General features: G+C 69.9%; 23 protein-coding genes. 13 read left to right on the top strand and 10 right to left on the bottom strand.

Annotated elements, in window-relative coordinates:
* Nucleotides 1-80: 80 nt before the first annotated feature.
* The 5 genes from KCI33_RS12010 to KCI33_RS11990 are packed head-to-tail and all read right to left on the bottom strand — an operon-like array spanning nucleotide 81 to nucleotide 4,522.
* Nucleotides 81-1,121, bottom strand: a complete 1,041-nt coding sequence (locus KCI33_RS12010; RefSeq protein ID WP_212525040.1) for a HesA/MoeB/ThiF family protein — start codon at nucleotides 1,119-1,121, stop codon at nucleotides 81-83.
* Nucleotides 1,121-1,591: a dUTP diphosphatase gene (gene dut, locus KCI33_RS12005; RefSeq protein WP_212525039.1), complete on the bottom strand. Its 471-nt coding sequence runs from the start codon at nucleotides 1,589-1,591 to the stop codon at nucleotides 1,121-1,123. Before dut ends, KCI33_RS12010 begins: the two co-directional genes overlap by 1 nt.
* Nucleotides 1,588-2,781, bottom strand: a complete 1,194-nt coding sequence (gene coaBC / locus KCI33_RS12000; protein ID WP_212525038.1) for a bifunctional phosphopantothenoylcysteine decarboxylase/phosphopantothenate--cysteine ligase CoaBC — start codon at nucleotides 2,779-2,781, stop codon at nucleotides 1,588-1,590. Before coaBC ends, dut begins: the two co-directional genes overlap by 4 nt.
* Before the next feature lie 59 nt (nucleotides 2,782-2,840).
* Nucleotides 2,841-3,647 carry a ChaN family lipoprotein gene (locus tag KCI33_RS11995; protein ID WP_212525037.1) on the bottom strand — a complete coding sequence of 269 codons (807 nt, stop codon included), beginning with the start codon at nucleotides 3,645-3,647 and terminating at the stop codon, nucleotides 2,841-2,843.
* Nucleotides 3,644-4,522: an RNA polymerase factor sigma-32 gene (locus tag KCI33_RS11990; RefSeq protein ID WP_212525036.1), complete on the bottom strand. Its 879-nt coding sequence runs from the start codon at nucleotides 4,520-4,522 to the stop codon at nucleotides 3,644-3,646. The genes KCI33_RS11995 and KCI33_RS11990 overlap by 4 nt, the downstream gene beginning before the upstream one ends.
* A gap of 287 nt (nucleotides 4,523-4,809) precedes the next feature.
* Here KCI33_RS11990 and KCI33_RS11985 point away from each other — a divergent pair, with 287 nt between their 5' ends.
* Complete coding sequence (locus KCI33_RS11985) at nucleotides 4,810-6,318, top strand: YifB family Mg chelatase-like AAA ATPase (protein WP_212525035.1); 1,509 nt, start codon at nucleotides 4,810-4,812, stop codon at nucleotides 6,316-6,318.
* Here the strand turns inward: KCI33_RS11985 and gshB are convergent.
* The 3 genes from gshB to rsmI form a co-directional block, all read right to left on the bottom strand.
* Nucleotides 6,315-7,256 carry a glutathione synthase gene (gene gshB / locus KCI33_RS11980; RefSeq protein ID WP_212525034.1) on the bottom strand — a complete coding sequence of 314 codons (942 nt, stop codon included), beginning with the start codon at nucleotides 7,254-7,256 and terminating at the stop codon, nucleotides 6,315-6,317. The genes KCI33_RS11985 and gshB overlap by 4 nt on opposite strands.
* A gap of 68 nt (nucleotides 7,257-7,324) precedes the next feature.
* The gene (locus KCI33_RS11975) at nucleotides 7,325-7,678 is read right to left on the bottom strand and encodes a YraN family protein (protein ID WP_212525109.1); all 354 of its coding nucleotides are present in this window, start codon (nucleotides 7,676-7,678) and stop codon (nucleotides 7,325-7,327) included.
* Between the two features lie 67 nt (nucleotides 7,679-7,745).
* Nucleotides 7,746-8,606 carry a 16S rRNA (cytidine(1402)-2'-O)-methyltransferase gene (gene rsmI, locus KCI33_RS11970; protein WP_212525033.1) on the bottom strand — a complete coding sequence of 287 codons (861 nt, stop codon included), beginning with the start codon at nucleotides 8,604-8,606 and terminating at the stop codon, nucleotides 7,746-7,748.
* 99 nt (nucleotides 8,607-8,705) lie between these two features.
* Here rsmI and KCI33_RS11965 point away from each other — a divergent pair, with 99 nt between their 5' ends.
* Genes KCI33_RS11965 through murJ form a run of 3 tightly spaced genes read left to right on the top strand, consistent with a single transcriptional unit; the run spans nucleotide 8,706 to nucleotide 14,204 of the window.
* Complete coding sequence (locus KCI33_RS11965; protein WP_212525032.1) at nucleotides 8,706-9,884, top strand: penicillin-binding protein activator; 1,179 nt, start codon at nucleotides 8,706-8,708, stop codon at nucleotides 9,882-9,884.
* Complete coding sequence (locus KCI33_RS11960) at nucleotides 9,844-12,663, top strand: [protein-PII] uridylyltransferase (protein ID WP_212525031.1); 2,820 nt, start codon at nucleotides 9,844-9,846, stop codon at nucleotides 12,661-12,663. Before KCI33_RS11965 ends, KCI33_RS11960 begins: the two co-directional genes overlap by 41 nt.
* The gene (murJ, locus tag KCI33_RS11955; RefSeq protein WP_212525030.1) at nucleotides 12,663-14,204 is read left to right on the top strand and encodes a murein biosynthesis integral membrane protein MurJ; all 1,542 of its coding nucleotides are present in this window, start codon (nucleotides 12,663-12,665) and stop codon (nucleotides 14,202-14,204) included. Before KCI33_RS11960 ends, murJ begins: the two co-directional genes overlap by 1 nt.
* Before the next feature lie 191 nt (nucleotides 14,205-14,395).
* Here the strand turns inward: murJ and KCI33_RS11950 are convergent, their stop codons facing one another.
* Entirely contained in the window at nucleotides 14,396-15,082 is a 687-nt protein-coding gene (locus KCI33_RS11950) for a rhomboid family intramembrane serine protease (protein WP_212525029.1), read from the bottom strand.
* A gap of 78 nt (nucleotides 15,083-15,160) precedes the next feature.
* Here KCI33_RS11950 and trpS point away from each other — a divergent pair, with 78 nt between their 5' ends.
* Nucleotides 15,161-16,180, top strand: coding sequence for a tryptophan--tRNA ligase (trpS, locus tag KCI33_RS11945; RefSeq protein WP_212525028.1), 1,020 nt, complete (start codon nucleotides 15,161-15,163; stop codon nucleotides 16,178-16,180).
* 107 nt (nucleotides 16,181-16,287) lie between these two features.
* Here the strand turns inward: trpS and KCI33_RS11940 are convergent, their stop codons facing one another.
* Complete coding sequence (locus KCI33_RS11940; protein ID WP_212525027.1) at nucleotides 16,288-17,106, bottom strand: fructosamine kinase family protein; 819 nt, start codon at nucleotides 17,104-17,106, stop codon at nucleotides 16,288-16,290.
* A 242-nt stretch (nucleotides 17,107-17,348) separates the two neighbouring features.
* On the opposite strand from KCI33_RS11940, the gene KCI33_RS11935 reads away from it, so the two are divergent.
* The 8 genes from KCI33_RS11935 (at nucleotide 17,349) to KCI33_RS11900 (ending at nucleotide 23,077) form a co-directional block, all read left to right on the top strand.
* Entirely contained in the window at nucleotides 17,349-17,867 is a 519-nt protein-coding gene (locus KCI33_RS11935) for a VOC family protein (protein ID WP_212525026.1), read from the top strand.
* Nucleotides 17,868-18,074: 207 nt separating this feature from the next.
* Nucleotides 18,075-18,938 carry a branched-chain amino acid aminotransferase gene (locus tag KCI33_RS11930; RefSeq protein ID WP_212525025.1) on the top strand — a complete coding sequence of 288 codons (864 nt, stop codon included), beginning with the start codon at nucleotides 18,075-18,077 and terminating at the stop codon, nucleotides 18,936-18,938.
* A 55-nt stretch (nucleotides 18,939-18,993) separates the two neighbouring features.
* Entirely contained in the window at nucleotides 18,994-19,449 is a 456-nt protein-coding gene (locus tag KCI33_RS11925; RefSeq protein WP_212525024.1) for a universal stress protein, read from the top strand.
* 243 nt (nucleotides 19,450-19,692) lie between these two features.
* Complete coding sequence (locus KCI33_RS11920) at nucleotides 19,693-20,253, top strand: NifU family protein (RefSeq protein WP_212525023.1); 561 nt, start codon at nucleotides 19,693-19,695, stop codon at nucleotides 20,251-20,253.
* Nucleotides 20,243-20,902: a tRNA (adenosine(37)-N6)-threonylcarbamoyltransferase complex dimerization subunit type 1 TsaB gene (gene tsaB, locus KCI33_RS11915; RefSeq protein WP_212525022.1), complete on the top strand. Its 660-nt coding sequence runs from the start codon at nucleotides 20,243-20,245 to the stop codon at nucleotides 20,900-20,902. Before KCI33_RS11920 ends, tsaB begins: the two co-directional genes overlap by 11 nt.
* Nucleotides 20,892-21,302 (top strand): GNAT family N-acetyltransferase, encoded by a 411-nt coding sequence (locus KCI33_RS11910; RefSeq protein ID WP_212525021.1) that lies wholly within the window; start codon nucleotides 20,892-20,894, stop codon nucleotides 21,300-21,302. The genes tsaB and KCI33_RS11910 overlap by 11 nt, the downstream gene beginning before the upstream one ends.
* 93 nt (nucleotides 21,303-21,395) lie before the next feature.
* Nucleotides 21,396-22,316 carry a sulfite exporter TauE/SafE family protein gene (locus tag KCI33_RS11905; RefSeq protein ID WP_212525020.1) on the top strand — a complete coding sequence of 307 codons (921 nt, stop codon included), beginning with the start codon at nucleotides 21,396-21,398 and terminating at the stop codon, nucleotides 22,314-22,316.
* On the top strand, nucleotides 22,316-23,077 hold the full coding sequence (locus KCI33_RS11900; protein WP_212525019.1) for a TIGR02186 family protein: 762 nt from the start codon (nucleotides 22,316-22,318) through the stop codon (nucleotides 23,075-23,077). The genes KCI33_RS11905 and KCI33_RS11900 overlap by 1 nt, the downstream gene beginning before the upstream one ends.
* Nucleotides 23,078-23,091: the final 14 nt, after the last annotated feature.

Raw genomic sequence — 23,091 nt, 5'->3', positions numbered from 1 at the left:
CCAACAGCTAGGCCCGGCCGGAAGAAAGGTCCAGCCCCCCTTCTTCTTGGCGCAAATACTCCCGCCGGAGGCTCCCGTCCTCAGCCGCCCGCGCCGCAGATCGGGCAATCGTCGCGCCGTTTCAGCCGCACCTGCCGGTTCTCGCCGTAAAGCGCGTCGTAGAACAGCATCCGCCCGCGCAGGCTCTCGCCCGCGCCCGTGATCTCCTTGATCGCCTCGACCGCCATCATCGACCCGACCACCCCGGGCAGCGCGCCGATCACGCCGGCCTCGGCGCAGCTGGGCGCCAGCCCCGGGGCGGGCGCCTGCGGAAAGATGCACTGGTAACAGGGTGCGCCGCCGGAGGGATCGTAGAGGCTGATCTGCCCCTCCCACTGGGTGATCGCGGCGGCGATCAGCGGCTTTCCGGCCGCCACCGCCGCGCGGTTGACCATGAAGCGGGTGTCGAAATTGTCGGTGCCGTCGAGGATCAGGTCATATTCGGCGAAAAGGCTTGCCGCCTCGTCCCAGGTCAGGCGGCGGTCATAGGGGCGGATCTCGACGAAGGGGTTCAGCGCGCGCATCTGCTCGGCGGCGGAAAACACCTTGGGCATGCCCAGCCGGTCGTCGGTATGGATCACCTGCCGCTGCAGGTTCGATGCGTCCACCCTGTCGTCGTCGACCACGCCGATGGTGCCCACCCCCGCCGCCGCGAGATAGAGCAGCGCCGGCGAGCCGAGGCCGCCGGCCCCGATCACCAGAACCTTGGCGTTCTTCAGCTTCATCTGCCCCGGCCCGCCGATCTCGCGCAGGATGATGTGGCGGGCGTAACGCTCCAGCTCGGCCGCGCGGAAGGGGCCCTCCTCGGCCGGTTCGGGCGCGGCCGGCTGGGCGCGGCGGCGCAGCAGCCGCAGGATCGCCACATAGCCCGCCACCAGCGCCGCGATCACGCCCAGCGCCAGCCAGCTCTGGGCGTTGCCGCCCGTCGCCTGCCGCAGCGCATGGCCCTCGGGCAGCGCCAGCTGCGCCACGAGCACGCCGAGATAGAGCAGCCCGATCATGATCAGCCGCGCCCGCACGGGCGCCCTGAGCAGCACGCCCAGCCCCCACAGCCCCGCGGCCAGCGCCAGAACCAGCGCCATCACCGCCGCCCCGTCGAGCCGAAGCCGCCCTGCCCGCGCGCGGTCTCGCTAAGGTCGTCGGCCAGTTCGAACCGCGCCTGCACCACCGGGGCCACGATCATCTGGGCGATCCGGTCGCCGTGATGCACCGTGTAGGGCGCGGCGCCGAGGTTGATCAGCAGCACCCCCAGCGGGCCGCGGTAATCGCTGTCGATGGTGCCGGGCGTGTTGGGCAGGGAAATCCCGTGTTTCAGCGCGAGGCCCGAGCGCGGGCGGATCTGCATCTCGAAGCCGGCCGGGATCTCCACGCGCAGGCCCGTGGGCACGAGAGCGCGTTCCATCGGCTGCAGGGTAAGCCCCTCCTCCCGGATCTCGGGCGGCAGGTTGGCGCGGATATCGGCCCCCGCGGCACCCGCGGTCTCGTAAGAGGGCAGCGGGACCTCAAGATCGGCCCAACCCTCGTGCAGGATGCGGATCACCGGGGCGGTCATGCCAACGCCTCCGCGATCCTGGCGGCCAGCCGCTGCGCCACCTGGTCCTTGCCCATACGCGGCCAGTCCTCGGCGCCTTGGGCGGTGATCAGGGTCACCGCGTTCTCGGCCCCGCCCATGATGCCGGTCCCGGGCGAGACGTCATTGGCCACGATCCAGTCGCAGCCCTTGCGTTCGCGCTTGGCCTTCGCATGGGCGATCACGTCGTCGGTCTCGGCGGCGAAGCCCACCACGAGGGACGGACGCCCCGCGCCCATCGCACTGACCGTGGCCAGGATGTCGGGGTTCTCGGCGAATTCCAGCGCGGGCAGCCCGCCCTTGGTCTTCTTCATCTTGCTGTCGGTGGCGTTGGCGACGCGCCAGTCCGCAACGGCGGCGGCAAAGACGGCGGCGTCGGCGGGCAGTGCCCCCTCGACGGCCGCCAGCATCTGACGCGCGGTCTCCACCCGGACCACGCGCACACCCTGCGGCGGGGGCACGCTGGCCGGGCCGGTGACGAAGGTGACATCGGCCCCCAGCGCCGCCAGCGCCCGCGCGATCGCCGTGCCCTGCGCGCCCGACGAGCGGTTGGCGATATAGCGCACCGGGTCGATCGGCTCATGCGTGGGGCCCGAGGTGACGATCACACGCCTGCCGCTGAGCGGCCCATCGGACAGCGCCCCCTCGATCGCCTCGACGATCTGCTGCACCTCGGCCATGCGGCCGGGGCCGACCTCACCGCAGGCCATGGCGCCCTCTTCGGGGCCGACGACCAGAATGCCGTCGCCCTGCAAAGTGGCAAGGTTGCGCCGGGTCGCGGGATGCTCCCACATCCGCACGTTCATGGCGGGCGCGATCAGCACCCGCTTGTCGGTGGCCATCAGCAGGGTCGAGGCCAGATCACCAGCATGCCCGCCCGCCATCTTGGCCATCAGGTCGGCCGTCGCGGGGGCCACCACCACCAGGTCGGCGGCGCGGGAGAGCTCGACATGGCCCATCTCGGCCTCGTCGGTCAGGTCGAACAGGTCGCGATAGACCTTTTCGGCCGCCAAGGCCGAGGCCGACAGCGGCGTGACGAATTCCTCGCCCGCGCGAGTCAGAACCGGCGTGACGGATGCGCCGCGCTCGCGCAGGCGGCGGATCAGGTCGAGCGATTTGAACGCCGCGATCCCGCCGCCGATGATCAACAGAATGCGTTTGCCTGCCAGCATGGGGGCCCCTTTCGCAACTCCTGCCCAATGTCTAGGGCGCGGCGCGGGGCGGGGCAAGCTCAGTCGGACTTGAACCCGGCACAGGGGTCGTCGCGTTCCGCAGGCTGTGTCACCAGCCAGAAATCATAGGGCGCGCCGGCCTCGGGCGCCTGCTCCAGCTGGCCGACGGAGATCACGGTCAGATCCGACGCCGCCCTGGCCAGCGCGGCCGGCAGGCCCCAGTCGCGCCGCGCATGGCCGTTGCCGGTAATCACGGCGACCGGGCCGCCGGTCTCTGCCAGCGCCTGCACCACCGCGCGGGCCAGCGCCGCGTCGCGCAGGCGCTGCGCCTCGACCATGCCGGGCAACAGCGGTTCCGGCAGGGCGTTGCAATGCGCCTCGCGCTGCAAATCCTCACGCGCACGCTGCTGCGCCAGGGGCAGCGGATCGGACAGGCCATAGGCCGCGGCCTGCGCCCCGAACACCTCCGCGGCGCCCCGCTCCACCGCCCGGCGCGCCGACGCGCGCGGGAGCGCCGCGCCGTAAATCGCGGCGTCCGTGGCGATGAAGATCGGGTGGTAGAGCGCGAAATCGGGCCAGCCGGTGCCGTCCCAGCCCAGCGCGGCGCCCAGCGCCGCCCGGTCGGCGCGCAGCCCGGGCGTGACCCGCGCCGCCTGCTCCGGCGTCAGCATCTCGAAGACCAGCGCCGAGGGGGCGAGGGCGGCCACAGCCCGCGCCTGGTTCGCGTGATGGATGGGGTTGTCATGCACCTCGCCCAGCACGACCACGTCGGCGGCGGGCAGGTCGCCCAGCGCCGGCGCGTCGATCTGGCCGGCCCCGGCGGGCGCGGCGGCCAGCGCCGCCGCGAATACAAGCGCGTTCCTCATGCGAAGAACTGATGCACCTCGGGGCTGATCGCTTCAAGCCTCTTGCGCATCTTGACGAAGGCCGCGGCCTCCAGCTGGCGGACGCGCTCCTTTGACAGGCCCAGCTCCTGGCCGAGGCTTTCCAGTGTCCGCGGCTCCTCGCGCAGCTTGCGCTCGGTCACGATGAACCGCTCGCGCGCGTTCAGCGCCGACATCGCCGAGACCAGCCAGCCGCGCAGCCGGTCGAGGTCATGCGCCGCCTCCACCTGCTCGGCGGCCTGAACGCCGTCGTCCTCCAGCGTGTCGATCCACTCTCGCCCCTCGTCGTCGCTGGCCTGCGCCGCGTTCAGCGAGAAGTCCGTGCCCGACAGCCGCCCCTCCATCATCTCGACATCGGCCAGCGAGACGCCGACCTCGGTCGCGATCAACTGGCGCAGCTGGTGGCGATCCAGCTCCTCGCCGCGGGCGCTCGCCTCGCGCTCCAGCCGCGCCTGCACCCGGCGCAAGTTGAAGAACAGCGATTTCTGGCTGGACGTGGAGCCGGTCCGCACCAGCGACCAGTTGCGCATCACATGGTCCTGGATCGAGGCCTTGATCCACCACACCGCATAGGTCGAAAAACGCACCCCGCGATCGGGGTCGAACTTGTCCGCGGCCTTCATCAGGCCCAGCCCCGCCTCCTGGATCAGGTCGTTCATCGGCGCGCCGTAGCGGCGAAACTTTGCCGCCATCGAGATCGCCAGCCGCATGTAGGCCGTGACCAGCCGGTGCAGCGCGGCCTCGTCGCGGTGGTCGCGCCAGGCATAGGCGAGTTGCAGCTCGGTCTCCGCATCCAGCAGCTCGGCCTTCATCGCTGTGCGGGACAGGGACGTCTCGGATTGCATATCCAGCGGCATCGGCTTCCCCCCTGTGGTTTCGCTCTGTGGGGATACGGGCCCAGGATCCTTTCGGATCAATTGAATCATCATCCATGCGGGGCACGCGCACAAATCATCGATTTGTGATCGCGCCGCCCCGGGCGCATGGCGTGGCCCTCCGACGGCGCCAAGGCGCGCGATAGCGCCGGCCTGCCCCGCGCCGACCTGGCACGGCGATGCCGCGCCCTGAAATGCCCGCCCGGAAATTTACCATTCCTAAACCTGTTCCGCCGTAGCCGTTAACCAAGGCAACGACGGAGGGGCGGATGGTTGCGCGGGCCTATACAGTGGCCTTCGAAGGGGTCGAGGCGCGGCTGGTCGAGGTGCAATGCGCCGTGACCGCCGGGCTGCCCGCCTTTTCCATCGTCGGCCTGCCCGACAAGGCGGTGAGCGAGGCGCGCGACCGGGTGCGCGCGGCGCTGACGGCGATGTCCATCGCGCTGCCCTCGAAACGGATCACCGTCAACCTCTCGCCCGCCGACCTGCCCAAGGAGGGCTCGCATTTCGACCTGCCGATCGCGCTGGCGCTGCTGGCCGCGCTCGACGTCGTGCCCCGCGACGAAGTGGAGCGCACCGTGGCCCTGGGCGAGATGTCGCTCGACGGTTCGCTGGTGCCGGTGCTGGGGGCGCTGCCCGCCGCGATGGCCGCGGCCGAGGCCGACCGGGCGCTGCTCTGCCCGCGCGCCTGCGGGGCCGAGGCCGCCTGGGTCGGCGCCACGCAGGTGCTGGCCGCCGGATCGCTGGGCGAGGTGGTGCGCCACTTTGCCGGCCAGTCGCCGCTGGCGCCGGCCGAGGCGGGCGAGGTGATGGCGCCCACGGCCGGGCGCGACCTTCGCGACGTGAAGGGCCAGGAACGGGCCAAGCGCGCGCTGGAGATCGCCGCGGCGGGGCGGCACCACATGCTGATGGTCGGCGCGCCGGGCTCGGGCAAATCCATGCTGGCCGCGCGGATGCCCGGCATCCTGCCACCGCTGACGCCGGCCGAGGCGCTGGAAACCTCGATGATCCACTCGCTCTCGGGCCTGCTGGAGGAGGGCGGCATCTCCCGCGTGCGCCCCTTCCGCGAGCCGCATCACACCGCCTCCATGGCCGCCATCGTCGGCGGCGGGCGCGGCGCGAAACCGGGCGAAATCTCCATGGCCCATAACGGCGTGCTGTTCATGGACGAATTCCCCGAATTCCCCCGCGCCGTGCTGGAAACCCTGCGCCAGCCGATCGAGACCGGAGAGGTCGTGGTCTCTCGCGCCAACGCGCATATGCGCTATCCCTGCCGTTTCCTGCTTGTAGCGGCGGCGAACCCGTGCCGCTGCGGCCACATGGCCGATGCCGCGCGCGCCTGCGCCCGCGTGCCGCAATGCGGCGAGGATTACCTCGGTCGCATCTCTGGCCCGCTGATGGACCGCTTCGACCTGCGGGTGGAGGTGCCGCCGGTGGCCTACACCGATCTCGACCTGCCCGAATCGGGCGACAGCTCGGCCGAGGTGGCCGCGCGCGTGGCCGCCGCCCGCGCCGTGCAGGCGACGCGCTTCGCGGGCGCCGGGGCCGCGCGGGTGAACGCCGATGCCGAGGGCCGCCTGCTGGAAGAGATCGCCACCCCCGATGCCGAGGGGCGCGCGCTGCTGGCCCGCGTGGCCGAACGCTTCGGCCTGTCGGCACGGGGCTATCACCGGGTGCTGCGGGTGGCGCGCACAATCGCCGATCTCGACGGGTCGGAGGCGGTGCGCAAACCGCATGTGGCCGAGGCGGTCAGCTTCCGCCTCGCGGTGGGCGGTTAGGCGCGCCTGGCCTCGATCGCCTGCCAGACCTTCTCGGCGATGTTCACGCCGTCGAAACGCTCCAGTTCCTGGATGCCGGTGGGCGAGGTCACGTTGATCTCGGTCAGGCAGCTGCCGATCACGTCGATGCCCACGAAGATCTGGCCATGCTCGCGCAGCGTCGGCCCGATGGCCGCGCAGATCTCCAGGTCACGCTCGGTCAGACCGGTCTTTTCCGGCCGGCCGCCCACATGCATGTTCGACCGCGTCTCGCCGCGCGCCGGCACCCGGTTGATCGCCCCCACCGGCGCGCCATCCACCAGGATGATGCGCTTGTCGCCGTTCGAGACATCGGGCAGGAATTTCTGCGCGATCAGCGGCTCGCGGCTGAGGCTGGAGAAGAGCTCGTGCAGCGACGAGAGGTTGCGGTCGCTCGGATCGAGGCGGAACACCCCCGCGCCGCCGTTGCCGTAGAGCGGTTTGAGGATGATGTCGCCGTGCAGTTCCTTGAACTGACGGATGGTCAGCAGGTCCCGCGCGATCAGGGTCGGCGGAATCAGCTCGGGGAATTGCAGCACCAGCAGCTTCTCGGGGAAGTTGCGCACCCAGAACGGGTCGTTGACCACCAGGGTCTCGGGATGCACCCGCTCCAGCAGATGCGTGGTGGTGATATAGCCCATGTCGAAGGGCGGATCCTGGCGCAGCCACACCACGTCGAAACCGGCCAGATCGACATCGGCCTCCGCGCCCAGCGTGAAATGCGCCCCCGCCACGCGCTGCACCGTCAGCGGCCAGCCCCGCGCCATGACCCGCCCGTCGTTCCAGTAGAGATTGTCCGGCAGGTAATAGAACAGCTCATGCCCGCGCGCCTGCGCCTCTTCGGCCAGACGGAACGTGCTGTCGGCGTTGATGTCGATGCCCTCGATGGGGTCCATCTGGATGGCGACTTTCAGCTTCATGCAAAGCCCTCCTCGGTTCAGGCTTTACATGGCCGACCCGGCGCCGGGTTGCAATCTCCGAGTTGCCGTCAGGCCACCAGCGCGTTTTCCAGAATCTCCACCTGCCCCATGCCGTCGACCAACGCCACGTCGAACCGCGCCTCGGTCAACTGCCCCTTCGGCTCGCCGGCAAGGAACTCGGACGCTGCGGAGAAGAGCCGGGCAATCTGGCGCTGGCCAAGCCGTTCGGCGGCCCGCGCATGGCTTCGGCTTTTCTTGACCTCGATGAAGATCACCGCATCGCCGTCCCGCGCGATCAGGTCGATCTCGCCCCCGGCGCCGCGCCACCGCCGACCCGCGATCACCAGCCCCTGCCGCCTGTAGCGTTCGGCGACCGTGTCCTCGGCCACCCGCCCAGCGTGATAGGAGGTCGTGCCCCTCATGCCTCGCCCGCTCGTCATTGCGTATCCTCCCGCCTTTCCGAATCTCCGCCACGTCAGGGCCTGGCCCTCACGCGTCGCCAGCCAGCTTCAGCGCCTCCTGGTAGACCTGCCGGCGCGGCAGGTTCAGTTCCGCGGCGACCTCGGCCGCGGCGTCCTTGACCGATTTGCCCGGCAGGGCCGCGCGCAGCGCTTCCTCCAGCGATCGCGCGTCCGCCACCGGCGCCGGCGCCCGGTCCACCAGCACCACGATCTCGCCTTTCACCGCCCGATCCGCGAAAGCCTCCTCCAGCTCGGCCAGCGTGCCGCGCGTCACCTCTTCGAACCGTTTGGTCAGCTCCCGGCAGACCACCGCCTGCCGCTCCGTTCCGAAATGTTCGCCCAATTCCCCTAACAATCGGTGAACGCGTTTCGGCGATTCGTAGAGCACCAGCGTCGCCGGGATCGACGCCAGTTCCGCCAGGGCCCGGGCCCGCTGCCCTTTCGCCGCCGGCGGGAAGCCGGCGAACAGGAAGCGGTCGCTGGGCAGGCCGGAGACCGTCAGCGCCGCCAGCACCGCCGAGGGGCCCGGTGCGGTGGTCACCGGCAGGCCCGCCGCGATCACCGCGCGTCCCAACTGGAAACCCGGATCGGCCACCAGCGGCGTGCCAGCCTCGCTGGCATAGGCCACCGATTTGCCCTCGGCGATCATCGCCACGATCCGGTCACGCAGGCCGGCCGCGCTGTGGTCGTGATAGGCGATCACCGGCCGGTCGCCCAAGGTGACGCCGTGGATCTGCATCAGGTGCTTTGCAGTGCGCGTGTCCTCGGCGGCGATCACGTCCGCGCTGGCCAGGATATCCAGCGCGCGCAGGGTGATGTCGCGGGCCGACCCGATCGGGGTGGCCACGAAATAGAGCCCGGGGGCAAGCGGCTTGGTCTGGATTTCCACGCGGAGGGCTCCGTTGTCTGACGTTTACTTGGAGGGGCGAAATGCTTACTGTCCCGGTGACCAGACAGCCCATGCCCCGGGGGAGTGAGGATGACCACCATGTTTGCCGTTTTGCGTTCCGCCCGCAAGTCGCTGGCGCGTCTCGCCCTTGTCGCCGGGGCACTGGCCCTGGCCGCCTGCCAGCCCGGACCGATCGGCGGCGGCACCGGCCCCAGCATCGACACCCGCGCCCCGGTTCCGGTGGCGCTGCTGGTGCCCGGCGGCTCGGACCAGCCGGGCGACGCGCTGCTGGCCAAGAGCCTGGAGAACGCGGCGCGGCTGGCGATCTCGGATCTGGACGGGGTCGCAATCGACCTGCGCGTCTACAACACCGCGGGCGACGCCGGGCGGGCGGGCCAGGTGGCGCGCGAGGCGGTGTCGGACGGCGCCAAGATCATCCTCGGCCCGGTCTATGCCCAGGCCGCCAATGCAGCGGGCCTCGCCGCGGCCAGCCGCAACGTCAACGTGCTGAGCTTTTCCAACAACACCGGGATCGCGGGCGGCAATGTCTTCGTGCTGGGGCGCACCTTCGACAACACCGCCGAGCGGCTGGTGCGCTACGCGCAGGCGGAGGGCCGCAGCCGGATCATGATCGTGCACGACCAGACCGTCGCCGGCGAGACCGGGCGCGAGGCCATCCAGCGCGCGATCTACAATGCCGGCGCAATCCGCGCCGGCACCGCCTCCTACGAATTCTCGCAGAACGGCGTGGTGCAGGCGATCCCCGCCATCACCGAGGCGGTGGACGCAAACCAGCCCGACGCGCTGTTTCTGACCGCCGACACCTCGGGCGCGCTGCCGCTGCTGGCGCAGCTGCTGCCCGAGAACGGCGTGAAGACCGACACCACCAAGTTCATCGGCCTGACCCGCTGGGACATCCCGGCCAGCACCCTGGCGTTGCCCGGCGTGCAGGGCGGCTGGTTCGCGCTGCCCGACCCGGCGCTGAACGACCGCTTCCGCGCCCGCTACGAGACCGCCTTCGGCGAGGGTGCGCATCCGATCGCCGGGCTGGCCTATGACGGCATCGCCGCCATCGGCGCGCTGGTCCGGCAGGGCAACCGCGACGCCCTGACCGCCGCCGCGCTGACCCAGCCCTCGGGCTTCGTCGGTGTTGACGGCATCTTCCGGTTGCGTCAGGACGGCACCAACGAGCGCGGCCTCGCGGTCGCCGAAATCCGCGACAACCAGGTGTTTGTGATTGATCCTGCCCCAAGAAGCTTCGGCGGCGCCGGGTTCTGAGCCCGCCACCCGGCCGCTCTCCCCCGCGCTCGCGCCCGAAAAACTGATCTGCCCGCCGGACGAGATCTTCGACCGCGCGGGGTTCGAGGCCGCGCTGGTGCAGGAGGCCGGCCCCGAGGCCGACAACCGCGCGGTGCGCGACGCCGCCGTCCGGCTGCTCCGGCAGGCGCGCAAATCCGGCACCGCCGCCATCGCCGCCGCCTTCGCCGAGCAGCCCTTCGCCGCGCGCCCGACGGTGCGCGCCTACGCCTATCTCACCGACTGCCTGGTGGGCGCGGTTCTGGACCTCGCCACGCAGCGGCTGCACCCGCTGCCCACCCCCACCGAGGGCGAGCGCATCGCGGTGCTGGCGGTGGGCGGCTACGGCCGGGCCGAGATGGCGCCCTTCTCGGACGTGGACCTGCTGTTCCTGACCCCCTACAAGGTCACCCCCTGGGCCGAGAGCGTGGTGGAAACCATGCTCTACATCCTGTGGGACCTGCGGCTGAAGGTCGGCCATTCCACGCGCACCGTGCAGGACTGCCTGCGGCTGGGGCGCGAGGATTACACCATCCGCACCGCCCTGCTGGAGCACCGTTTCCTTGGCGGGCACCAGCCGCTGGCCGAGGCGCTGAAGGAGACGCTGTGGCGCGACCTCTTCAGCACCACCGCCGCCGATTTCGTCGAGGCCAAGCTGGCCGAGCGGGCCGATCGGCACAAGAAACAGGGCGGCCAGCGCTATGTGCTGGAACCCAATGTCAAGGAAGGCAAGGGCGGGCTGCGCGACCTGCAATCACTGTTCTGGATCGCGAAATACGTCCACCAGGTAGAGCACACCCGCGATCTGGTCGAACTGGGCGTGTTCACCCAGGAGGAGCTGGACCAGTTCCGCCGGGCCGAGAACTTCCTCTGGGCGGTGCGCTGCCATCTGCACCTGGTCAACGGCCGGGCGATGGACCAGCTGACCTTCGACCTGCAGATCGAGGTGGCCGAGCGCATGGGCTACGAGGACAAGGGCGGGCGCCGCGCGGTCGAGCATTTCATGCAGGACTATTTTCGCCATGCCACCCATGTCGGCGACCTCACCCGCATCTTCCTGACCGCGCTTGAGGCCAGCCATGTCAAGCGCGAGCCAAAACTCCTGGGCCTGTTCCGCCGCCGCCGCCGCGCCAAGCAAGGCTATGTGATCGTCCAGAACCGGCTGAGCATCGAGGACGAGGAAAGTTTCTTCGACGACCGGCTGAACATCCTGCGCCTGTTCGAGGAGGCGCTGAGGACCGGCACCCTGATCCATCCCGACGCGATGCGGGCGATCTCGGCGCATCTGCACCTGATCGATGACGAGCTGCGCGCCGACAAGGAGGCGCAGCGCATCTTCCTCGATCTGCTGCTGAAACACGGCAATCCCGAACGCTCGCTGCGGCGGATGAACGAGCTGGGCGTGCTCGCCGCCTTCATCCCCGAGTTCGAGCCGATCGTGGCGATGATGCAGTTCAACGTCTACCACCACTACACGGTGGACGAGCACACCATCCAGTGCATCTCGCATCTCTCCAAGATCGAGCGCGGCGAACTGGTCGAGGAGCTGCCGATCGCCAGCCAGATCCTCAAGGAGGGCGTCAATCGCAAGGTGCTCTATGTCGCGCTGCTGCTGCATGACATCGGCAAGGGCCGGCCGGAGGACCATTCCGTCCTCGGCGCCCAGATCGCGCGCAAGGTGGCGCCGCGGCTGGGGCTGAAACCGCGCGAATGCGACACCGTGGAATGGCTGGTGCGCTATCACCTGCTGATGTCGGACATGGCGCAGAAACGCGACATCTCCGACCCGCGCACGGTGCGCGACTTCGCCAAGCTGGTGAAGACCAAGCAGCGGCTGAACCTGCTGTCCGTGCTGACGGTCTGCGACATCAACGGCGTCGGCCCCGGCACCTGGAACAACTGGAAGGCGCAGCTTCTGCGGACGCTCTACGAGCAGACGGCGGACGCCCTGGACAAGGGGCTGGAGGCGCTCAACGTCGAAAAGCGCGAGGCCGAGGCCAAGCGCGCCCTGCGCGACGCGCTCTCCGACTGGGACAAGAAGGAACTGCGCGCCGAGATCGCCCGCCATTACGGCCCCTACTGGCAGGGCCTGCAGACCGAAAGCCAGGCGGTCTTCGCCAGGCTGCTGCGTGGCATCGCCGATGACGAGATCCGCATCGACCTGACCCAGGACGAGGACCGCGACGCCACCCGGGTCTGCTTCGCGCTGTCCGACCATCCCGGCATCTTCTCGCGGCTCGCGGGCGCGCTGGCGCTGGTCGGCGCCAATGTCGTGGACGCGCGCACCTACACCTCCAAGGACGGCTATGCCACCGCCGCCTTCTGGATCCAGGACGGCGAGGGCGCCCCCTACGAGGCCAGCCGCCTGCCCCGCCTGCGGCAGATGATCGACAAGACCCTGAAGGGCGAGATCGTCCCGCGCGAGAAACTGGCCGACCGCGACAAGCTGAAAAAGCGCGAGCGCAGCTTCCAGTTCCCGACCTCGATCAGCTTCGACAACGAGGGCTCAGAGATCTACACCATCATCGAGGTCGATACCCGCGACCGCCCCGGCCTGCTGTTCGACCTGACCCGGGCGCTGGCGCATAACAACATCTACATCGCCTCCGCCGTGATCGCGACCTTCGGCGCGCAGGTGGTCGATACCTTCTACGTCAAGGACATGTTCGGGCTGAAACTGCACTCCAAGGCCAAGCAGGCCGCGCTGGCCGAGAAACTGCGCCAGGCGATCCAGCGCGGCGCCGAGCGGGCCGAACGCTGATGCAGCCGATCCGCCTGATCAAGGGGTTCCTGACCGTGGGAGGCTGGACGCTGGCCAGCCGCATCCTCGGCTTCGTGCGCGACATCCTGATCGCGGCCTGGCTGGGCACGGGCCCGGCGCACCAGGCCTTCGTCATCGCCTTTTCGCTGCCCAACCTGTTCCGGCGCTTCTTCGCCGAGGGCGCGTTCAACATGGCCTTCATCCCGATGTTCTCCAAGCGGCTGGAATCGGGCGACGATCCGCAGGGCTTCGCCCGCGACGCGCTGTCGGCTCTGGCGGCTCTGCTGATCGTGCTGACGCTGGCGGCGCAGCTGGCGATGCCCTGGCTGGTGCTGGCGATGGCCAGCGGCTTCCGCGACAGCGCGACCTTCGACCTGACGGTGCTCTACGGGCGCATCGCCTTTCCCTACATCCTGTTCATCTCGATGGGGGCGCTGTTCTCGGGGGTGCTGAACGCGACCGGGCGCTTCGCCGCCGCCGCTGCCGCGCCGGTGCTGCTGAACGTGATCTTCATCGCGGCCATCGTGGCCGCGGCCAGAATGGGCGCCGACGTCGCGCTGGCGCTGATCTGGGCGGTGCCCGTGGCGGGGGTCGCGCAAATGGCGCTGGTGTGGTGGGCGGCGCGGGCGGCGGGGTTCCGGCTGCTGCCGCACCGACCGCGTGTGACGCCCGAACTGAAGCGCCTGGCCCGGATCGCCGCGCCCGCCGCGCTTGCCGGAGGGGTGGTGCAGCTGAACCTGCTGATCGGGCGGCAGGTGGCCTCCTATTTCGACTCCGCCGTGTCCTGGCTCTACAACGCCGACCGGCTGTATCAGCTGCCGCTGGGGGTGGTGGCGATCGCCATCGGCGTCGTGCTGCTGCCGGATCTCTCACGCCGGCTGAAGGCCGGGGACGAGGCCGGCGGGCGCCATTCCTTCAGCCGCGCGACCGAGTTCTCGCTGGCGCTGACCGTGCCGGCGGCGGTGGCGCTGGTGACGATCCCGGTGCCGCTGATCTCGGTGCTGTTCGAGCGCGGGGCCTTCACCGCCGCCGACACCGCGCCCACCGCGCTGGCCGTCGCCGTCTACGGCGCGGGCCTGCCCGCCTTCGTTCTGCAAAAGGTGCTCCAGCCGCTTTATTTCGCGCGCGAGGACACGCGGCGGCCCTTCTATTACGCTCTGATCGCGATGGCGGTGAACGCGGCGCTGGCGCTGGGGCTGGCGCCGGTGATCGGCTTCATCGCCGCGGCGCTGGGCACGACGCTGGCGGCCTGGGCGATGGTGGTGCAGCTGTGGCTCGGCTCGCGCGCGATGGGGGCGGCGGCGACGCTGGACGCGCGCCTGACCCGCCGCGCGCCGCGCATCGTGATCGCCTCGCTGCTCATGGGGGCCTGCCTGCTGGCGGGGCAGGCGGCGCTGGCGCCGCTGTTCGCGCCGGGCGCGCAGCGCTACCTCGCGCTGCTCCTCCTGGTCGGGCTGGGGATGGTCAGCTATTTCGGCCTCGGCCACCTGATCGGCGCCTTCCGCCTGTCGGATTTCCGCCAGGCCTTCCGCCGGGGTTAGCGGCTCGTTTGCATCGGACAGGCGGCGCCGCTTCCGTTCGAAGGGCGGCGCCCTCCCGCGGGGCGGGTCGGGTGCGGCCCGGACTGACCTCCCGGGCGCAAGGGCAGAACCGGCTGCGCCAAATCGCCGGGCGGCGGAACGCGCGGCCGGCGGCTTGTCCCAGCAGAGGCGTTGCGCGCCGCCCTTCGCCCCTAGCGCCGGCGCAGCCGCGCCACCAACAACCCCCAGCCCCCCGGGCTGACCACAAAGGACAGTACGAAGCCGGTGGCAAAGCCCGCGATATCGGCCACCCAGTCGTTGCTGCCACCGAAGAGCAGGCGGAACAGCAGCTGGATACCCAGCAGGAAGCCAATCAGGCTGAAGGCTCGGTACTGGTTTGCCCCCACCGCCCCGAGGTTCACCCACAGCAGGAAGGTGAACGCCCCGATCAGCCCGTAGACGCCCGGATACCCGCCCACCAGCGGCACCGGATCGTCGAGCAACAGCCCGTAGGCCGCCGCCCCCACGATGGCCGAGGCGAAGAACACCGCCAGCACCGCCCAGGCGCGGAACACCTCGCCCACCATCTTGCCCAGCGCCAGGATGAAGACCACGACGAACAGCGCATGGGTGAAATTGGCGTGCACGAAAGGATAGGCGACGAAGCGCAGCAGATGCTCGGGCGGAAAGCGCCCGGTGGCCAGCATCCAGTCGAGGATCTCGCCCGAAAAGGCGTAATCCTGCATCGCCGACAGACGCCAGCCCACCGCGCCTGCCCCGCCGACCAGCCGGTGCGCCCCGGCGTAGAACATCAACTCCACCGCCGCGATCGGCAGCGCCAGCAGCCACACCACGGGCGGCAGCGGGTTGAGGGGCGGGGCGTCGGGATCATGCTGCATCTGGGGGCCTTCGGTTGACGGGCTTGCCCTGCATGGGTAAGCGAGCCTTGCATGAAATTCCAGACGGAGAACGCAGACATGACAGAGGTGGTCCACACTCCTCGCGTCTTTTCGGGCATCCAGCCCTCGGGCGGCCTGACCCTCGGCAATTATCTCGGCGCGCTGAAACGCTTTGCCGAGATGCAGGACACGGGCGGCATGCAGACGATCTATTGCATGGTCGACCTGCACGCGATCACCGTCTGGCAGGACCCCGACAAGCTGGCCCATGCCACGCGCGAGCTCTGCGCGGGTTTCCTCGCCTCTGGCGTCGAGCCCGAGAAGTCCATCCTCTTCAACCAGTCCCAGGTGGCCGAGCACGCCCAGCTCGCCTGGATATTCAACTGCGTGGCCCGCATGGGCTGGATGAAGCGCATGACCCAGTTCAAGGACAAGACCGGCAAGAACGCCGAGAACGCCTCGCTGGGGCTCTTCGCCTATCCCGCGCTGATGGCCGCCGACATCCTGATCTACCACGCCACCCACGTTCCCGTGGGCGAGGACCAGAAACAGCATGTCGAGCTGACCCGCGACATCGCCATCAAGTTCAACAACGATTACGGCGTCGATTTCTTCCCCGTGACCGAGCCGGTGATCGAGGGCGCTGCGACGCGGGTGATGTCCTTGCGCGACGGCTCCAAGAAGATGTCGAAATCCGACCCCTCGGACATGAGCCGGATCAACCTGACCGACGACGCCGACGCGATCTCCAAGAAGATCCGCAAGGCCAAGACCGACCCCGACCCGCTGCCCGACAGCATCGAGGGGCTGGAAGGCCGCCCCGAGGCGCGCAACCTGGTCAACATCTACGCCGCCCTCGCCGATCTGACCCCCGAGCAGGTGATCGCCGAACATGCCGGCCAGCAATTCGGCACCTTCAAGCCCTCGCTGGCCGATCTCGCCGTGGCCAAGCTGGAGCCGATCTCGACCGAGATGTCGCGGCTGATGCAGGACCCGGCCGAGATCGACATGATCCTGCGCCGCGGCGCCATGCGCGCCCGCGAGATCGCCGCGCCGATCCTCGAAAGGACCTACGAGATCGTGGGCATGGTGCGCTGAGGCAGGCACCTAGACAGTGACAGAGGGCCGCGCCCGCTCCGGGGTTGGGGTGGGCGCGGCCCGGGCTGACGCCCGGGCGACGGATGACCACTTGCCCGCGCGCCCCGTCATACCCCGCAATCCCCGAGCAGCCGGTCCAGCAGCCCGAGATACCCCGCCCCGAACAGCCGCACATGCACGATCGCGGGCCAGAGCTGATAGATCGGGCGGCGCTCCGCCACACCCGGATCCGCCGCGCCATAGCCCGCCGCAAACCCCGTGCCGGGGCTGCCGAAAAGATGCAGCATCGCCAGATCCACCTCGCCATGCCCGTAAGAACTGGCCGGATCGATCAGACCGCTCAGCCCCCCGCCGGGCGCGGCCAGCACGTTCCCCGCCCACAGATCGCCATGCAGCAGCGCGGGCGCAGGCCGCGCCGGCAGGCGTTCGGGCAACGCCCGCGCCAGCCGCTCCAGCCTCCGCGAAAACTCCGGCGGAAGCGCCCCCGCCTCCGTCAGCAGCCGCCGCTCGGCCCAGAACCCGGGCCAGTCGTCGCAGGGCGCGTTGCGGATTGCCACCGCGCCGAAGGCGTAATCCTCCGGCCAGCCATAGCCCGCCCCGGTCGCGCCGTGCAGACGCCGGACAGCAGCGCCCAGCGCCTCCCAGCCCGCCCCGCGCAGGCCGCCCGCATCCGCCAGCGCCTCCAGCGCCAGCACCCGCGCCGAGGCGCCCAGCACCTCCGGCGCCGGCACGCCTGCCGCGCGGATCGCGCGCAGCATTTCCGCCTCGACCCGAGGCGCGGGGCCGGTCTTGAAGATCGCCTCGCGCCCCGAGGACAGCCGCGCCCTCACCACCCGGCTCAGGTCGCCGCCCGCCAGCGCGCGCCAACCCGCCAGCCCCTCGCCCAATAGCCGCGCGCCCTCTTCGGCAATCCGCCCCGCCGTCATCGTTCTGCGCCTCCCGCCCCCGCGCCGCCTGCGTCCGCGTCCCGGACGCGTCAAAGGTTAACGCATCGCCGCGCCGTGCGTCCAAGCCGGGTTTCATAGGAAGGCCCTATGCCCCGTGCATGCGCCCCCGCGCGCCACGCCCCCTCCCTTTTGCATATTCGCACAAAACCTCCGCGCATTCCGGTGTTTTTGATCGTTTCCGCAGGGCGTATCTTGTTCCCGAACCAGTCAAGGAGGGTCCCATGACCACCCCCGTCCACCCCGCCACCCGGATCGGGCATGTGCATCTGAAGGTTGCCGATCTCGACCGCGCGATCGGCTTCTATTCCGGTGTGCTCGGTTTCGAGGTGCAGCAATATTACGGCGATCAGGCCGCCTTTCTGTCGGCCGGCGGCTATCACCACCATATCGGCCTGAACACCTGGGAAAGCCGCGGCGCCACGCCGCCGCCGCCGGGCCATACCGGCCTCTATCACACCGCCTTTCTCTACGCCGACCGCCCGGCGCTGGCCGATGCGCTGGCCCGCGTGGTCGCTGCCGGCATCCCGCTGGACGGCGCCGCCGACCACGGCGTGAGCGAGGCGATCTACCTGCGCGACCCGGACGGCAACGGGGTCGAGCTCTACCGCGACCGCCCCGAGGCCGAATGGCCCCGCGACGCCGAGGGAAAGCTGGCGATGGTCAACCGCCCGCTCGACCTGCGCGCGCTGCTGTCCGAGGCGCCCGGCGGTCACGAAACCGTTTCAAAAGCATTGCCGTAACGTTTCAAACGCCGCCTATCGTGCCGCTGGCCGCACCCGCCGGAACCGAGGCGCTCTCCCCAGCCTGCACCCGACCCGGTCCCATTCCCCGCCGGCCACTCCCCCCATGCCCCCCCGGCCCGCCCCACAGGGCCGGGGGCCCGCGTTTAAGGTCTGGACGCCTGACCTATCCCTCCGCTAGGCTCGCGCCAACCTGGAGGGGAAGACATGGCAACCGGCATCAATATCCGCACCTATTTTGACGGCAGCTGGCACGAGGGCGACCTGCCCGTGATCCGCGCGGCCGACCACGCCAGTTGGCTCGGCACCACGGTGTTCGACGGCGCACGCTATTTCGAGGGCATCGCCCCCGACCTCGCCGCGCATTGCGCCCGCATCAACCGCTCGGCCGAGGCGCTGATGATCACGCCCACCGTCACCGCCGAGGCGATGCAGGAGATCGTCTGGGAAGGGCTGAAAGCCTATCCCGAGACCTCCGCCGTCTACATCCGCCCGATGTACTGGGCGCTGGACGGCGATTTCCTGGGGATCGTGCCGAAACCCGACGCCACCGGCTTCGCCGTCTGCCTCGAGGAAATCCCGATGGCGCCGCCGGGCACCACCACCACGCTGACCACGACCCGCTTCCGCCGCCCGGTGCTGGAAGACGCGGTGGTGAACGCCAAGGCAGGCTGCCTCTACCCCAACAACGCCCGGATGCTGGCCGAGGCGCGGGCCAAGGGCTTTGGCAACGCGCTGGTCGCGGACGCGCTGGGCAACGTGGCCGAAACCGCCACGGCCAACGTGTTCATGGTCAGGGACGGCGAGGTGTTCACGCCGGTGCCCAACGGCACCTTCCTCGCCGGCATCACCCGCGCGCGCCATATCGACAACCTGGCCGCGGACGGCGTGCGGGTGCATGAAACCGTGCTGACCTTCGACGATTTCCGCAAGGCCGACGAGGTGTTCCTGACCGGCAACATGATGAAGGTCACGCCGGTCACCGCCTTCGACGACACCAGCTACGAGGTTGGCCCGATGACCCGCCGGGTGCGCGACCTCTACTGGGACTGGGCGCATTCGACCACCTGAGCGCGCTTGCATCAACCGCCCGCCCCGGCCATCATCGCGCCCGGAGGGTCCGCCCATGCGCAAGTTCCTTGTCGTGCTCGACGACAGCCGCGAATGCCTGAACGCGATGCGCTTCGCCGCGATGCGCGCCGCGCATACGGGTGCCGGGGTGCAGATCCTGTCGATCATCCCGCCGGAGGAATTCAACCACTGGATCGGCGTCAGCGACATCATGCGCGAAGAGGCCCGCGAGCGCATCGTCGCGCATTTCGAGGTCTTCGCCAAATGGATGCGCGACCGGCAGAAGGTGGATCCCGAATTGGTGATCCGCGAGGGCGAGCCGGTGGACGAGATCCTCGCCCAGGTGCGCGAGGATCCCGCGATCGGCGTGCTGGTGCTGGGCGCGGGCAGCGGCAAGAAGGGGCCGGGGCCGCTGGTCACGCAGCTGACGCGCAATTCCGGCAGCCTGCCGGTGCCGATGACCATCGTCCCGGGCGAGATGTCGAAGGAACGGCTGGAGGCTGTGACCTGAGGGCGCCGCGTCTCTGTCAACCATAGCGGGCGCCTCGCCCACAAGCCCCTTGTGCCCGCCCGAAACCGGCGGGCGCCAAACCACCGCCAAGTCAACGAAGCGGTCAAATTGGCTCCGGACATGACCCGGCATGGGAATACCGCGCCAGACGACGGCGGGCCGGCGACAGTTTAGAACCATTCCAAATATTGACATACGGCCCCCGCGCGCGCATATCCGTAGGGCAGAGAAAGGGCGCCGAACATGTTTATCCAGACCGAGTCCACCCCGAACCCCGCCACGCTGAAATTCCTGCCCGGCCAGGCCGTGCTGGATGCGGGCACCGCAGATTTCCTCAGCGCGGAGGCCGCCGAAGCCTCGCCGCTGGCGCAGCGCATCTTCGCCGTGCAGGGCGTGACCGGCGTGTTCTTCGGCACCGATTTCGTGACCGTCACCAAGGACGAAGCCGTGGCCTGGGAACATATCAAGCCCGCGATCCTCGGCGCGATCATGGAGCATTACCAGTCGGGCCTGCCGGTGATGCAGGGCGAAGCGCAGGCCACCGGCCATGCCGACCACGAGGGCCCCGACGCCGAGATCGTGAAACAGATCAAGGAGCTGCTGGACACCCGCGTGCGCCCTGCCGTGGCGCAGGACGGCGGCGACATCACCTTCCACGGCTTCGACCGCGGCATCGTCTATCTGCACATGCAGGGCGCCTGCGCGGGCTGCCCCTCCTCGACGCTGACGCTGAAGATGGGGATCGAGAATCTGCTGCGCCACTACATCCCCGAGGTGATCGAGGTGCGCCCCGTTGCCGCGTGATCCTCTGGTTCTGGGCTTTGACACATCGGCCGCGCATTGCGCGGCCGCTTTGCTATGCGGCGAGCGGGTTCTGGCCCGCGCCGAAGAGGACATGGGCCGCGGCCAGGCCGAGCGGCTGATGCCCATGCTCGAGGAACTGCTATCGGAGGCCGGTGTCACCTGGAGCGATCTCGGCGCGATCGGCGTGGGCGTGGGCCCCGGCAATTTTACCGGCATCCGTATCGCGGTCTCCGCCGCGCGCGGGCTGGCGATGTCGCTGGGGATCCCGGCGGTGGGGGTCAGCAGCTTCGAGGCACTGGCCGAAGGCCGCGACGGACCGGTTCTGGCCATCGTCGCCGCCCCGCGCGGCATGAGCTACATGCAGTTGCTCGGCGATCACGCCACCGGCCCCGATCTGGTCGAGGGGCTGGCCGTGCCCGCTCAGATGCGCGCGCCCGGCCTGACGTGCATCGGCGCTCAGGCGGAGGAGGCCGCGCAAAACCTCGGCGCCAGCGCCGCCGCGCCCGCCCATCCGCTGGCCGTGGCCATCGCCCGCGTGGCGCTGGCACGCCGCAACGACCGGCCCGCTCGCCCCGCACCGCTTTACCTGCGCGCCGCCGACGCCGCGCCCGCGGCCGATCAGCCGCCGGTCATCCTCGATGACGCCTGAGGCGCTGGCCGCGCTGCACGCGGGCGCCTTCACCACCCCCCGCCCCTGGCGCGCGGGCGAATTCGAGACCCTGCTGGCCAGCCCGGGCGTCTTCGTCCTGGGCGACGCGGCGGGCTTTGTCCTGGGCCGGGTGATCGCGGACGAGGCCGAGTTGTTGACCATCGCCGTGGCGCCCGAGGCCCGGCGGCAGGGCAAAGGCCGCGCGCTCGTCGCCCGCTTCGAGACCGAGGCGCGCGCCCGCGGGGCCGAGGACGCCTTCCTCGAGGTCGCCGCCGACAACGCCCCCGCCCGCGCGCTCTACCATGCGGCGGGATATGCCCTCGCCGGGCGGCGCAAGGGCTACTACCACGCCCCGGACGGCGCCCGCATCGACGCGCTGGTCCTGCGCAAGGCGCTGTAAGGGCCACGCCCGCCTTGTGAAAACCGCATGAAGTTTTCTCGCCCCGCAGCGCGACGGCTTGCGCGGTTGCGCGCGGTGGGCTTAGCTGGGCGCATGCAAGTCTACCTGCCCATCGCCGAGGTCTCGGTCAACGCGTTCCTGCTGCTTGGCCTCGGCGGGCTCGTGGGCATCCTGTCGGGCATGTTCGGGGTGGGCGGCGGGTTCCTGATCACGCCGCTGCTGTTCTTCATGGGCATCCCGCCGGCGGTCGCGGTGGCCACTGGCGCGAACCAGATCGTGGCCTCGTCGATCTCGGGGCTGATGGCGCATCTGCGGCGCAAGACGGTCGATCTGCGGATGGGCGCGGTGCTGCTGGCCGGCGGCCTTGTCGGCGCGGCGCTGGGGGTCGCGGCGTTCAATTTCCTCAAGCAGCTGGGGCAGGTGGATCTGCTGGTGCAGCTCTGCTATGTGCTGTTTCTCGGCGTGATCGGCTGGCTGATGCTGGTGGAAAGCGTGATCGCGCTGCGCCGCGCCCGACGCCAGGGCGTGGTGCCGAAACGGCGCCAGCGCGGCTGGGTGCACGCGCTGCCGCTGAAGGTGAAATTCCGCAGCTCCGGCCTCTACATCTCGGTCATCCCGCCGCTGCTGGTGGGGGCCGCGGTCGGGGTGCTGGCGGCGGTAATGGGGGTCGGCGGCGGCTTCATCATGGTGCCGGCGATGATCTACCTGCTGGGGATGCCCACCAAGGTGGTGGTCGGCACCTCGCTGTTCCAGATCATCTTCGTCACCGGCTTCACCACGCTGCTACACGCCACCACCAACTACTCGGTGGACATGGTGCTGGCGGTGCTGCTGATCGTGGGCGGCGTCGTGGGCGCGCAGATTGGCACCCGCATCGGGGTCAAGCTGAAGGCCGAACAGCTGCGGATCCTGCTGGCGGCGCTGGTGCTGGCGGTCTGCGGTAAACTGGCGCTCGACCTGCTGCTGCAACCCGCCGAGCTCTATTCGCTGGCCGCGCCGGCGGGGGGGCACTGATGGCCTGGCGGTGGCTGCTCCTGTGCCTGCTCATCGCCACGCCGCTGCGCGCAGGCGAGGAGGTGGTGGCCGGCCTCAGCCAGGCCCGCGTCTCCATCACCACCGATTTCAAAGGGTCCGAGATCCTGGTCTTCGGCGCGGTCAAGCGCAGCGCGCCCGCGCCCGCCGACCCGCCGCTGCATGTCATCGTCACCGTGGCCGGCCCCACCCTGCCCGTGACCGTGCGCAAGAAGGACCTCCGCTTCGGCATCTGGGTCAACGCCGAGGCGGTCGAGGTCGACGCCGCGCCCAGCTTCTACGCCATCTCCACCACCGCGCCGCTCGACGAGATCCTGTCGCAGACCGAGGACCTCCGCCACCACATCTCCATCGGCAAGGCGATCCGCGCCGTCGATACCGGCGCCGGGGCCGACGGCGCCGCCCCCTTCACCGAGGCGCTGATACGCATCCGCACGGCGGATGGCCTCTACCAGATCCGCGAGAGCACGGTCACGCTGTCCGAGGACACGCTGTTCCGCACGGGTATCGCCCTGCCCGCCAACCTGACCGAGGGCGACTATACCACCCGCATCTTTCTCACCCGCGGGCGCGCGGTGATCGACGCCTACGAGACCCGGATCGGGGTGCAGAAGGTCGGGCTGGAACGCTGGATCTACAATCTCGCCCAGGTCAGGCCGCTGATCTATGGCCTGCTGTCGCTGGCCATCGCCATCGCCGCGGGCTGGGGCGCCTCGACCGTTTTCCGCTACATCCGCGGCTGAGTGCGCTCCCCCCC

The sequence above is a fragment of the Actibacterium sp. MT2.3-13A genome, from assembly GCF_018139985.1.
Lineage (GTDB): Bacteria > Pseudomonadota > Alphaproteobacteria > Rhodobacterales > Rhodobacteraceae > JAGSOU01.
The sequence above is the reverse complement of the archived record's forward strand: the minus strand, read 5'-3'. Positions and strand labels throughout refer to the sequence as shown.